The organism is Colwellia hornerae, from assembly GCF_007954355.1.
GTDB classification, from domain to species: domain Bacteria; phylum Pseudomonadota; class Gammaproteobacteria; order Enterobacterales; family Alteromonadaceae; genus Colwellia_A; species Colwellia_A hornerae.
The window spans coordinates 1-13,858 of record NZ_VOLR01000036.1 but is presented as its reverse complement, the minus strand read 5'-3'; the positions used below and the strand labels follow the sequence as shown (position 1 = coordinate 13,858).

7 protein-coding genes are annotated in these 13,858 nt (G+C 36.8%); 2 read left to right on the top strand and 5 right to left on the bottom strand.

All coding sequences use genetic code 11. From position 1 onward, the window contains the following. Positions 1-4: 4 nt before the first annotated feature. The 4 genes from ESZ26_RS17805 to ESZ26_RS17790 form a co-directional block, all read right to left on the bottom strand. The gene (locus ESZ26_RS17805) at positions 5-1,333 is read right to left on the bottom strand and encodes a M20/M25/M40 family metallo-hydrolase (protein WP_146800984.1); all 1,329 of its coding nucleotides are present in this window, start codon (positions 1,331-1,333) and stop codon (positions 5-7) included. A 254-nt stretch (positions 1,334-1,587) separates the two neighbouring features. Beyond that, positions 1,588-4,476, bottom strand: coding sequence for a M16 family metallopeptidase (locus ESZ26_RS17800; protein WP_146800982.1), 2,889 nt, complete (start codon positions 4,474-4,476; stop codon positions 1,588-1,590). A gap of 335 nt (positions 4,477-4,811) precedes the next feature. Then, the gene (locus ESZ26_RS17795) at positions 4,812-5,861 is read right to left on the bottom strand and encodes a CNNM domain-containing protein (RefSeq protein ID WP_146800980.1); all 1,050 of its coding nucleotides are present in this window, start codon (positions 5,859-5,861) and stop codon (positions 4,812-4,814) included. Between the two features lie 441 nt (positions 5,862-6,302). Beyond that, a complete protein-coding gene (locus ESZ26_RS17790) occupies positions 6,303-7,721 on the bottom strand; it encodes an FAD-binding oxidoreductase (protein ID WP_146800978.1) in 1,419 nt (472 codons plus the stop codon). A 190-nt stretch (positions 7,722-7,911) separates the two neighbouring features. Between ESZ26_RS17790 and ESZ26_RS17785 the strand changes: the two genes are divergently transcribed. Further along, complete coding sequence (locus ESZ26_RS17785; protein WP_211361243.1) at positions 7,912-8,628, top strand: winged helix-turn-helix transcriptional regulator; 717 nt, start codon at positions 7,912-7,914, stop codon at positions 8,626-8,628. A 322-nt stretch (positions 8,629-8,950) separates the two neighbouring features. Continuing rightward, the gene (locus tag ESZ26_RS17780; RefSeq protein ID WP_146800976.1) at positions 8,951-10,912 is read left to right on the top strand and encodes a methyl-accepting chemotaxis protein; all 1,962 of its coding nucleotides are present in this window, start codon (positions 8,951-8,953) and stop codon (positions 10,910-10,912) included. Between the two features lie 257 nt (positions 10,913-11,169). Here the strand turns inward: ESZ26_RS17780 and ESZ26_RS17775 are convergent, their stop codons facing one another. Further along, positions 11,170-12,885: an ATP-binding protein gene (locus ESZ26_RS17775; protein WP_342353837.1), complete on the bottom strand. Its 1,716-nt coding sequence runs from the start codon at positions 12,883-12,885 to the stop codon at positions 11,170-11,172. Between the last annotated feature and the right edge of the window lie 973 nt (positions 12,886-13,858).

The window sequence follows — 13,858 nt, the reverse complement described above, 5'->3', positions numbered from 1 at the left end:
CAAACTATTGTTTAGACACACGATAAATTAAGATTGCGGCTTTTTCGATATTTTTATTCAGGGTTGTTAAGTCGGCAATTTCATTTTTAGTATGCGCGCCAGAGCCCAGTAAACCTAGACCATCAAGAGACATATCTACATGCTCTGCGGCAAATGAAATATCGGCTGCACCCGCTTTACGTGGATTAGCCGCTTTTACCACGTTATAACCTAGGTCTTCGCTGACTTGGCTATATTGCGCCAGTAAGTCCAAATTACCTTGAGTGAGCGCCATAGGAGGATAACCTGGTTCAAAAGTGAGCTCGGCTTGCGTGTGATTTAAATTATTCTTAACAATGTTTTGCATGGTTTGTTGAACACTTTGTAGCTGCTTATTTGAAAGTGCTCTTAAGTCACCTTTCACCTTCGCTTTTTGTGCAATAACATTATTTTTACCAAATGCCGAGCCCGATGACTTAGCGAGATCAAAGTCTATATTCGTGCCACCAATAATCATTCCAGGGTTAAACGTCAGATTTTTTTCCTGTTCCAATTCGGCCCTAAATGCTTCTAAAATACGCGCTGTCTCATAAATTGCGCCATAGCCCACTTCGTCATTAAATATTTGCGACGAGTGTGCGGGTTTGCCTACTACGTTTAAGGTCCAGCCGGTATAACCTCTACGTGATGCCATGCCGGTATTTATATTATTGTCGCCATTTTCAAAACCAAGGGCAATGTCAGCCCAAATAGCCGCATCAACAATGGCTTTTTTTGATAGAGATAGAGGACGGCCACTGCTTTCTTCATCGCCAGTTAATAGTATTTTTATACTGACATTATCAAGTAAATCAAGTTTTTTTAAGGCTCGCATTGCCGAAATTATAATCGTATTACCGCCTTTCATATCAGCAACACCCGGACCTGCCGCTTCTGTATTACTGAGCATTTCAAATTTTTGAAAATTGTCATTTTTGGCAAAGACTGTATCTAAATGACCTATCATTAAAATTTTAACTGCCTTGGGGTTATTACTTTGGTGAGTGGCTAAAATATGGCCTGCACGATTAAAAGCACTACCATCGAGCCATTGTACGTCAAAGCCTATTGCTGAAAGTTGTTGCTTAGCCAATAAACCTACCTGCTTTACACCGTCAAAATTCATTGAACCACTGTTTATATTTACGGCTTGCTCAATATCTTTAAGTGCTTGTGGTAAAGCTAATTTAACTTGTTTAACTATGTTATTTTCGTTGCTATCTAATGGCGTTTTTGCCTGTACGCTTGTGACGAATAAAGACGTAAAAGTAACCGCTAAAAAAAGCAAGGAAGGTGTGCTAATTGTTTTAAACATAGTTATCTGACATAAAGGTAAAGTGCCTTTAATATCTATTAAAAGCACAGGTATTTCAAATAATTAGTGAAAGTAATTATTGAACGTGATTAAAGAAAATAAGTGAGGCCTACATTTACTCTGTTATCACTTATTATTTGGCCACATGTTACCTACACTTTTATTAGTTATGCTCAATAAAAAACACCACGACAAGCGTGGTGTTTTTAAGATCAGTAAAATACACAGTTATCGTTAAGGTTTATTTTAAAACCTTATTCAAAGACGCTGTCTACCGCAATCACTTCAACATTTTTCGACGGCAACGTTAGCTTGTAGCTTTCGATAATTTTATCGGTGGCTAAAAGCTCTGCCGGCTTATCACTGTTGTATGTTAACGGTGATACTTGTTCAGTCAATAAACGTTGCTTCATGTCTTTACCATCGCCTGATATGAAAACATAATGAATATCATCTGTTTGTAAGTTTTCTTTAATAACACGGTTAACGTCATCTAACGATAGTTTTGCAAATTGCTCGCGAACGTACTTAACAAACTCTTGCGTTTGATAAAACTCACTATCAAGTGCATAACCTAACTGCTGATCTTGGCTTGCCACTAATTGCGGTGCATAGTTCGTTAAATAATTGCGTGTTGCTTGAAAGTCTTTTTCGCTCATCCCTTTTTCAATCAAGTTGTCCAATTCATACAAAGCGGCACGCGTTGCGAAATGAGCATCGTTATTTGAACGTAAAGGACGTAACCACACTTGAAAAATTTGGCTCGAACGACCTAAGTTTGCATCAGGCTTAGTTTGGTACATACCCCGTGGAAAATATTCAATATAAGAATAATCGCCGTAGTTCATACCACGCGCTTGACGAATTTGTTGGTATAAGTAGCTGTTAGAACTACGGTGTTCACCAAAGTAAGAACGCACTAACCAAAGTGCAGCCCAGTCTTTGTCACTGCGGATAGTATCAATGGGAAAACCAAAAGATACTGCTGTAGATTGCGCATTCTTTTCTACAATTGTCGCGTGATGACCTTTTAACACCGGTGCTTTAGCAATCGTTAAGCGCTTTTCATCACCCGCGGGTAACGTCGCTAAGTCTTTCATAAGCTTTGCTTTTAAAACAGCTGGCATAGCGCCAGTTATACCTAAGTTCAATTTAGCTTGGGTAAGTTGGCTGCTGTAAAACGCTTTAACATCTTCAAGCGTGATTGCGGCTAAGTCAGACAAGTCGCCACTATTGTAGTTTTCGTAGGCATGGCCTTGATAAAGTTCGCTATAAAGCACTTCTTTACCGAGTTCTTCATCATTAGAAGATTTAAGACCAGATTTAATACCGTCAATAAGCTCTTTTTTCAGACGCTTAAAATCGTCTTCACGCCAGCCAGGATTCAATAATTGATCGCTAATAAGTTCGTACCACTGGCTTGCATTATCTTTATGCACTCGACCGGTAAATGACATCATTTCTTTATCAAGCTGCGACGAAAACCGCCCCGCTAAAGGGTATAAACCTTTCTTAATATCTTGATAGCTTAATGTTGCCGAACCGCCTTGAGTTAGCATACGAGCAGTTAAAGCCGCTACCCCTTTTTTACCGGCTGGATCTGCTGCAGCACCTGTATAAAAGAGGAAGTTTACATCAATCAACGGTGAGTCATTGGTCTTATCTAATACCGCAAACTGTGGCGTACTCGGTTGCGCGTTTTTCATTACTATTTTTGCAACAGCGCCATTTAAGTCAACTTCTTGTTCGAAGTCGGCAATCTCATCTAATGCTGATAAGGTCACTGTTGTGCGGTTTTCATCAATAAAATAGTCATTGGCTATACGTTGAATATCTTCAGCTGTAATATTGTCAAAGCTATTGTAGAGGTGATTAATCGTTTCTGGATCTCGGTCAAAATGCATATAACTCGCCAATGTTGCAGCGATAGACTCTGAAGAATCTAAACTATTAACAAAACTATATTTTAGATTAGACTTTAAGTTATCAAGTTTTTCTGAAGAAACAAGCTCGGTTCTTACTTGAGCATAAGTACGATTTATCGCATCACGAACCGTTGCTAAGTCTTTTTCATCATTCACTTTGATAAATACGTGACGTAAGCCAGCATCTTTTGTTTCAGGGTTGTAGTTAAACATTTGGCTCGCCAACTGCTTATCAACCACAAGTTCTTGATACAATGCTGAGTTATTGGAAAAATATAATTCAGAAATTAAATCTAAAGCCGCGCGATCTTTTTTCTTTGGTTGCCAATCAGCACCTTTATAAGAAACTAATAACCAGTGTCCTGGTAAACCCTCAAATTTCTCATGAACATATTTTGCAGCTTCTTGTTTTGGCTCGGGTGCTATCGTGCTAACAAAATCACCTTTTTGCCAATTCCCCCAATGCTTCTCAACCATCGCCATTGTTGCTTCTGGTTCAACATCACCGACAATCACTAAAGAAACGTACTCTGGCTTATAGAATTGTTTAAAGAACTGTTCTCCGTATGCCACTTGGTCAGGCATTGCTTCTACATCTTCAAAGAAGCCCATAGTGGTATGCTGATAAGTATGAGTATCAAAGGCTTCTTTTCGCACTGCCGCTAATAACTTTCGAGTTGGGCTGGCATTGTTTTTTAAATATTCGCCTTTTACTGTTAAGGCTTCCGTTTTAAATTGTGCATCGGTGTATTTAAGATTTTTAAAGTGATCTGCTTGAATTTCTAAGACTTTATCTAAATGATCTTTAGAAAAATCTAAATGATAATTTGTATAATCGTTAGTGGTGTAAGCGCCGTTATCAACACCGGCATTTTTAAATAAGTCAGCATAAACAGCTTGTGGATATTTTTCAGAGCCTTTAAACATCATATGTTCAAAGAAGTGGGCAAAGCCTGTTTTACCGACTTCATTTTCATCACGAGAACCTACAGACACTGGAATTTGTACTGAAACAAGATCTGGATAGTCTGTTTTTACCACTAAGACACGTAAACCATTAGCCAATTCTTTAAACAAGTATTTTTGGCTAAAGACTTTGTTGGCACTCTCTTGGCTTGCTTGCTGTGACATGCTATTGCTAGAGTCTGTACTGGTTGCCATACAGGCGGATAACGTTAAACTTGCAGCTATGACAGCCGCTAAATATTTCTTTTTCATCATAGTTCCCTTTATTTTTATTGCTCTATTTTATGTAACTCTGAGAATTTTTTCATTAAGTATTCAAGGATAAACAGCGACATCATGTAACAAAATAAGTACGCGCCATTAACAAAGAAGTTAAACAAGGAGATCACAAAGACTTACTTTTTTTGATGGGTTTATTTTAGCAAGAGTATTTTTCTGCCTGTTGTTGTGATTGCAATAATATTAAAAGGGTAAGATCAGCTCTATCCTAGTCGCACAAAAATCATTGGAGATAAAATACTTTTTATCTCCATCCCTATTAAAGTGCTAATTAAACATTGAAATAAAACTAATCGATTGAGCACATTTTATTTTTTTTCTACCTTAATACCATACTTTTTGGCTTTAGCTTTCCATAAATGCTTTGCCAACTTTTGCATATCAATATATTTGTCGCCTTCGTCAATGATTTCATGACCAATTAACGTTTCTAAAATATCTTCCAATGTTAATATCCCACGCACCGTGCCGTATTCATTTACAATAAGTGAGATATGAGTTGAACTCAGTAATAATTCTTTCATCGCATGTAGCAAGCACATATTATCGAGCAGAGTTGGCATTTCTCTAACATAGTTACTTAGACTAATATCACTATTGCCACGAGCCTGCGCTAACAACAAGTCGGCTCGAATAACAAAACCAATAATATTATCGGGTTTTTTATCGTACACCGGTATGCGAGTAAAACGATTTTTCTTATGCTTATGAAAAAACTCTCCAACTCGAAGTTGCTGAGACTGAAAAAAAACCACCGTTCTTGGGGTCATGACCTCTTGTATTTTGATTTTTTGCAGTCGTAACAGGTTTTGTAATATTGTCGCTTCTTGCGGGTCGATATGCCCTTCTTCAGCACTGAGTTGCGCCATCAGAGAAAACTCATTGCGCCTAAAACCGACTCTTTCCTTTTTCACCATTTTACGCGTAACCAATTCTAATACTTTGATTATTGGCATTAATATAAAAATAATAAATTTCAGGCTGTGTGCAGTAACCGGAGCTAATACTTTCCAATAAGATGCGCCGATCGTTTTTGGAATTATTTCTGAAAAAACGAGGATTAAAAAAGTTAATACCGCCGATACAACGCCGAGTGAAACATCTTCTAAAACTAAAGCGGCTTGAGCACCAACACCTGCGGCCCCGACTGTGTGAGCGATAGTATTTAACGTCAAAATAGCCGCCAAAGGCTTATTTATATCTTTTTTTAAGGCACGAAGAATCTTACCTGACTTGTAGCCTTTGGCTTCTATTAAGGCGACATATACCCAAGAAACACTCAACAATACAGCTTCTGCGATAGAACACAAAAATGAAAAGAACAAAGCAATAAATAAATATAATCCTAAAAGAAACATAAGCTCCGTTTTACACTGAAAACGCCGTAATAACGTTAATATCTGATGATTAATATAAGCTCAATTTTATCGAAATGTCCATTTTCGATTAAGCAATAAAAGTGGCTAAATACCGCTTTATTGGTATTCTCTCAACTTGTCTTGAATCAAAAAACTACTATTTTATGATTTGAAGTGATCAATAACTCAGTGAATTTTGCTGGGTGATAAAACGTAAGCAAGCCGTCAGCGAAAAACAGCCAACTGATTAATACCGCTAGCCTGATAGATATATTTTCCTAGCGGATAATAGCCCCTTATAATCACTATTTACAGGGGCTAAAAATAAATAAAAAAGGCTATTGTCAGAAAAAACCCCGGTAGTATCATCTTCCATACCCTATCAATATTTTTAGCGCTTTATGAAAGTCCAGTAAACATGGTTGGATTATTTATTCGTCTTTATTTAGGTAATATGTTTATATTGGAACGAAATAGGTTTTTAGGATCATATTTCATCTTAATATGTTCGAGCTTTGCTTTATTAGCACCATATGGCCCAACTTTTCTGATTTCGTCTTGCTCTGGTACGAAGTTGACATAAACACTGCCTGTTGAATGCTCCTCTACACTATTAAATAATGTTCGCACCCAAGCAATTGACGATTCATCGTCTGTTTTATTTTGCCAACGGCCATGAATATTCATCGTGTATAACGTTGAGCGATGAGGGTAAGCCATAGCATTCGATGGTACTCGAGATGCCGCGCCACCTAATTGTGCGGTAAATATTTCACATTCATCTGAAGGTAGTTTTGTAACCGCATCGAGTAATATATCGATAACGGCATCAGAAATTTCGGTAAAGTCACTCGACTTCCAATAATTACGTGAGCCGGGAGTCAGTAATGGGTCAAAAGCAGATTGCCAGTTTTTATAGGGACATGGACCGACAGCATCACCAATAGATTGACCAAGTTCACGTAATGGTGCCAAAACTTGTTCACCTTTTCTAATATCACCAACATATGCCATCGCGAGTACCAATACTGGCTGACCATGATATTTGGGGTCAAGAAATGGAAACGGAGGCGCTTTACGCATTACTGTCCAGCAACTTGCTTCATCGGGCAAATTTTTAGCGATTAAACGATACTTTTTAAGTACATCCCTTGCTTGTTCAAGCGGAAAAACAACCGGACCACTTAAAATAGTAGGACCAACGTTATGCAAGGCGAACTCGAACTTAGTAACCACTCCAAAATTGCCACTTCCACCTCTGATCGCCCAGAATAAATCAGTATTTTCATTGTCACTTAAATGAAGAAACTTACCCTCTGCCGTAACAATATCTACCGAAATAATATTATCAACCGTATGGCCCAGAAGACGGCTTAGCCAGCCATATCCTCCGCCAAGAGCTAGTCCGGCAATACCCGTTGTTGAATTAATCCCTGTAGGGACAGCCAAACCAAAAATTTGACATTCGTGATCGACATCACCAAGTAAAGCACCACATTGTACCTGAGCTGTTTTGTTAACAGGGTCAACAGTTACTCCTGTCATAGTACTTAGGTCAATCATTAACCCTCCTTCGCAGACTGCGCTTCCTGCAATATTGTGCCCACCACTTTTTACTGATAATAATAATTGATGATCGCTAGCAAACTTCACTGTTGTGATAACGTCAGCTGTGCCCATGCAACGAACTATCATCGCAGGATGTCTATCGATCATGCCATTCCATATTTGTCTTGCTTGTTCATATTCACAATGGCTCGGCAATAAAAGATCGCCACGTAGTCTTGATTCAAGCATTTCAATTAATGTTTGGTCTATGCTGGTTTCATTGTCGTTCAACTGCTTTACTTGAGTATCCATGTCAGTTTGTCCTTTAATAGTTTGAATGGATAATTTTAATACTGCACTTTATAACTGTCTAGTGCATAAAATGTACTCATAGGTACAAAAAATTCACCACCTACTCCTAAATAAAACGCTATTTTTATACTATGCTATTAACTAGGTGTTACTCGAAAAATGAGCAAAAGCCACAGAATAAGAGATTATTATGAAGACCTCCTCGCCATACCACCAATATTGCCCGCTGGCTATGTCAGCAGAATTCCTTTGTAACAGATGGACTATCATTATTTTGCGAGAATTATTATTTGGTTCGACTAATTTCAATGATATTAGCCGCGGTGTGCCAAGAATGTCTCGTACTCTTCTCTCCCATAGACTAAAAGAGATGACTGAAATTGGTTTACTCACTCGTCATGAAAAGCTGACGGGGAAGCACGTAGATTACAAGTTAACCGATGCAGGTAAAGCACTGAAAAATGTAGTCGTTTCTATGGCTTGTTGGGGACAAGAATGGCTCGAAATTGAACCTTCTATTAATAATATCGATGTTAATTTGTTAATGTGGGATATACATAGAAATATTAACCCACTGCCGGAATTACCTGATCCCTTTGTTGTACAATTTTTTCTGACCGATGTACCCGAAAATAAGAGTAGCCATTGGTTAGTACTAGAGAATGGCGAAGTCGACTTATGCCATGTAGATCATGCGCTTAAAGTTGATGTTAAAATTATAGTGTCGGCAAAAAAACTAACCGCTGTATGGATGGGGTGGGAAGATTTCGGTCATGCGATAAAAGAGAGCAGTTTACAGATTATTGGCGCTGAAAAATATACCAAAATAGCATCATTGTGGCTAGGTCAAAGTACAATAGCACACCTTAAAAAAAGACCTAAAGCATTACGTGTCAATGGTGGATAGCCATTTCGCTTAGATGTTTGTTAACCAGGGCATTTTATCCGTATATACCGATTATACTTTGGTTAACAGCCGATAAATTTTTGCGCTTCAATTAAAGATTATACAACTAATTTATCTGGTAAAATCTATCGAATATATCGAATATATCGACACAACAATACATGCCTCATAAGCATTGTCGATAAAATGGATAATCGAATTTACTTTGCTGGCTAAGTTTATCGCATGATATTTATATGAAAAACTCCAGTAAAAGGATCTTGGTCTTAGCGTCACTCTCAGTTATATTATGGTTACATATACGACTATTTAACGACTTTTTATGAATATTCGCTCTAAACTAACCTTGAGTTTTGCCGCTACCGTTATTTTGCCTATTATTGCTATTGCAATTGTCAGTATATCAATGACAATTTCTAAGTCTTCATCAAACTTTGTGGAACGCACTCAGGATGAATTAAGACAAGTAGACAATGGCTTTCAACTGTTCTTTCAACAAATTAAAGCTAATGTAAAATTTTTAGCTGAAAATAAGCTGACGACTCAACTTCCTGATAATACTCATACTTATATTGACGCTGATCATATGATGGTGCCCAAAGACGACTCTGTGGAAGAATTAGATTTATATAAGTTATATGAAGATTTTGGTACATCACACCCTGATTTACTTTACGTATACACAGGTACCAAAGAAGGTGGCTTTGTTCAATACCCGCTAGAAGAACTTGGAGGTTATGATCCAAGACAACGTCCTTGGTATAAACAAGCACTAGCTTCCCCAAACGCTCCAATTATTACTGAAGCATATCAAGATGTCATAGGAAAACCCGTAGTAACTTCTGCGTTCGTGGTCAAAAATAAGCAAGGGGATATCATAGGCGTACAAGGTATGGATGTTACCCTTTCAACCTTAACAGATATATTGAGCAATACAAAACTAGGTGAAAGCGGTTATCTCATTCTTATTGATGAGTCAGGAACCGTATTAGCTGATGCAAAAACACCAGAGAATAACTTCAAAAGTATTAAAGATCTTTCATCATCATCATTATTTTCTATATTACAAAAAAATCCAAATCAACATCATTTTTCTACAGAGCATTTAGGTGAAGATGTTGATGTTGCCAGTTATTATTCAAAAGAATTAAAGTGGCGTTTTGTGGGTGTCATCCATAGTGATGAAATTCTAGCTCCGGCATATAGTATGAGCCTGACTATTACCGTGCTTGCCTTAATTATGGTTACATTATTTATTGCCATGGGATCTTGGTTAGCCAATCGTATTGTTCAACCCATTAACCGTGTTGCTGAAGGTTTACGTGATATTGCACAAGGAGATGGAAACCTAACTAAGCGACTAGACATTATTGGTCAAGATGAAGTCAGTGAGTTGGCTCAATGGTTTAATCAATTCTTAGACTCAATTCATCAGCTTGTTGTTGATATTAAAACCTGTGCATCGACATTAAATATGGTGGCTAATGAATCGGGGATACAAATCGCTGATGTAAAAGCAGTAAGCCATCAACAAGAAAAATCTATAGATAATGTTAATAACCTTATCGCAACGATGACAGATATCGCGCATCAAACATCAAACGACTGCCAAGAAAGTTCAACAACAATTATGAAAACGGAAGAGTACTCAAAAAAGGGAATTTCGTTAATATCTATCACGGTAAGTGAAGTGAGTTCGTTAAATAAATCGTTAAGTGAATCATCTCAATCGATGAGGTCACTTGAGCTGGAAAGTGAGAATATTACCAAAATATTAGATGTTATTAGAAGTATTGCTGAGCAGACTAATCTGTTAGCTCTTAATGCGGCTATTGAAGCGGCAAGAGCTGGTGAGCAAGGGCGAGGTTTTGCTGTAGTCGCAGATGAAGTGAGAACGTTAGCGCAACGCTCGCGAGACGCTACCGAAGAAATTGATGCGGTATTGATGAACCTGCTTGATAAAACACGTGTTGTTTCTCAACAAATGGCTGTGAATGTCGAACAATCAAAACAGACTATCGAAAAAATTGAACAAGCGAACCAATCATTTAACGAAATCAGTTCTTTGGTTAGACAAATGAAGGAAAATATTTCACGTATTACTCAAGCAGCAGATCAACAGTGCGGTTCATCCGACTTGATCAATGACAATATTAGTGGCATTAATCAATCGGCAAAAGGTATTGTTAATACTGCAGATACATTGGCCGATGGTTCGAATGACTTACTTGTTGTATCAAAAGATTTAACCAATTTAGTTGGGCACTTTAAAGTCAGTAATTAACACCTAGTATTAGGTTATACACCAATATATTTTAACGAGGGACAAAATAATGTTATCTATTTTGTCCCTCTATTCATCTATTTTAGCCAACTCTATTTTGCCTATTGATGAGGCGGTATGTTTATTTGAGGGATAAAACAAATGGGAATTTATTGGTTTCTTTGTTTTTGAGCAGAATATTCAATATTTAGTCAACAACTTAAATAAGTTGTTATTTCTAGTGCCTACTTTTATCTAGATTAACTCCTTTGGTCACTTTAAAAAAATTGTGAAATGGTTCGGTATAACAGATTTATATCAATAGGCTTTGGTATACAATCATTCATTCCGTTTTCTAAGTAGTGTTCAACATCACCTTTCATCACGTTTGCGGTGAATGCGATTATTGGTTTATTAAATTGCTTATTTCTGAGTTCAATACTTGCTGTAACACCGTCCATTTCTGGCATTTGAATATCCATTAACACAATGTCAGGCTTAAACTCAAAGGCTAAGTCTACAGCTTCTTTACCATTATTTACACAGCGTAATATTGCATGACTTGGCTCTAACATAGCACAAATAATTCGCTGATTAATTCTATTATCTTCTGCAATTAATATTCGTTTATTTGACCAATCTGGTGCTGAGTTGTTACTGGTGATTTTTTGATTTTTAGCTTCAATTAAAGGAGAGATAATAGGTGTAGATTTTATCGTAAAAATAAATATTGACCCCTCACCTTTTTGACTGGTGACCGTTAAGCTTCCTCCCATTAATGTTGCTAAGCGTTTTGCAATGGCTAGCCCCAGACCAGTTCCACCAAATCTCCTAGTGTTCGATGCATCTGCTTGACTAAAATTTTGGAAAAGCTTATTGATTTCTTCGCTGCTCATACCTATACCTGTATCGGCAACTTCTGAAGTTAGGTATGACACTCCATTGATGTTCTTCTGAGCAATATAGACATTAATAGTGCCAGTTTCAGTAAACTTAGTTGCATTGGTTACAAGGTTAAGCAATACCTGATAAAAACGAGTAGGGTCTCCTGTCCATAGCAAATTTTTACTGGTTTGATTGATGAAGTTGAGCGATATGTCTTTCATTTTTATATCTAGCTCTACATTTGAATAGATAGAATCTAAAATAGGTTGTAGTTCAAATTCGATATTTTCAATATCTAATTTATTTGCTTCAATTTTTGAAAAGTCTAAAATATCATTCAAAATTCTTAATAAATTATTGGCTGAAAAAATAGCGGTATCGATCAAGGAAGTTTGTTTTTCGTTGGAATGTTCTAAACGTAATAACTGCATCACCCCCAACACACCATTCATAGGAGTTCTAATTTCATGAGACATATTAGCAAGAAACTGCGACTTAATTTCGCTAGCTTCTTCGGCTTTAATTTTTTCTGCTTCGTAAGCTTTTGTTCTTAATTGAACTTGTTTATCTAACTCGCTTAATGATTGTTGATACTGAGAAGACATAAATGTCAGTACAATATATAAATTTGTCGCGACAAAAATGGTGGTACCTAACATCAGGAACCATGCATTGACAGAAGTGTGGTACTCCTCAGCATTAACTATATAGGTTAGATGGCCGGTAATATAAGCAAAACCGATAGACGAAATTATGATAAAGCCAACCGCGATACTGATTAATGCTGAGATACGATTAAAAAGTAAACTGCACAAAGCAGTGTACATAATCATCAGTAATATCCCTGCGCCATATAAGCCAAATTGAATCATGCCGCCAATGGCCAATAAGAGAAAACAGCTGGTTATGAAATAAGCTTTTATTTTGTAGAGTACTCGCTCACGAAAAAAAAACATGAGCAATGCAATAAGGTACAGAGTTATTTGAATGCCCATTATGGGCTGGAAACCAATGTTAAAAATCCGAAAAAAAGAGCTAGTTAAGGCTGGTGTCGAAAATACGATCATCACTAATAGTAATCGATTAGCTAGATGATTATTAATCTCCATGCTCGGCGTGTTTAACATTTATTGACTACCTTAATTAAGAATATTTTCAATAAGTGAATAATCTTTAACTTAATTGTATTTGTGTATTGTAATTTAAGCAAAATTTGAATTAATACTAAGCAGCATATAATAACTATGCCACCCATAATAACCAAAAATAATAACCATGAGCCAATTTTCTCTTTCTAGCTTATTGCTAATAACTATGCCACCCATAATAACCAAAAATAATAACCATGAGCCAATTTTCTCTTTCTAGCTTATCAAAATACCGATTGATAAAGTAAAGCGAGTTTATATCGTCCTTTATCTCAACAGTTTACTCATAACATCAAATGTCAGCCGTGGTAAACCTACCACTTTAAACATAATAACTATGCCACCCATAATAACCAAAAATAATAACCATGAGCCAATTTTCTCTTTCTAGCTTATCAAAATACCGATTGATAAAGTAAAGCGAGTTTATATCGTCCTTTATCTCAACAGTTTACTCATAACACAGTTAACCAGTTAACTATGCCCCCCATAATAACGACAAGTGATAATGATGAGCCAATTTTCTCTTTCTAGCTTATCAAAATACCGATTGATAAAGTAAAGCGAGTTTATATCGTCCTTTATCTCAACAGTTTACTCATAACATCAAATGTCAGCCGTAGTAAACCTACCAGTTAACTATGCCACCCATAATAACGACAAGTGATAACCATGAGCCAATTTTTCTCTTTCTAGCTTATCAAAATACCAATTGATAAAGTAAAGCGAGTTTATATCGTTCTTTATCTCAACAGTTTACTCATAACATCAAATATCAGCCGTAGTAAACCTACCAGTTAACTATGCCAGTTAACTATGCCACCCATAATAACGACAAGTGATAACCATGAGCCAATTTTCTCTTTCTAGCTTATCAAAATACCGATTGATACAGTAAAGCGAGTTTATATCGTCCTTTATCTCAACAGTTTAC

Excerpts from the sequence above, each read along its gene's own strand:
- ESZ26_RS17805 (WP_146800984.1), bottom strand. The coding sequence starts at position 1,333 with ATGTTTAAAACAATTAGCACACCTTCCTTGCTTTTTTTAGCGGTTACT.
- ESZ26_RS17800 (WP_146800982.1), bottom strand. The coding sequence starts at position 4,476 with ATGAAAAAGAAATATTTAGCGGCTGTCATAGCTGCAAGTTTAACGTTA.
- ESZ26_RS17795 (WP_146800980.1), bottom strand. The coding sequence starts at position 5,861 with ATGTTTCTTTTAGGATTATATTTATTTATTGCTTTGTTCTTTTCATTT.
- ESZ26_RS17790 (WP_146800978.1), bottom strand. The coding sequence starts at position 7,721 with ATGGATACTCAAGTAAAGCAGTTGAACGACAATGAAACCAGCATAGAC.
- ESZ26_RS17785 (WP_211361243.1), top strand. The coding sequence starts at position 7,912 with ATGAAGACCTCCTCGCCATACCACCAATATTGCCCGCTGGCTATGTCA.
- ESZ26_RS17780 (WP_146800976.1), top strand. The coding sequence starts at position 8,951 with ATGAATATTCGCTCTAAACTAACCTTGAGTTTTGCCGCTACCGTTATT.
- ESZ26_RS17775 (WP_342353837.1), bottom strand. The coding sequence starts at position 12,885 with ATGGAGATTAATAATCATCTAGCTAATCGATTACTATTAGTGATGATC.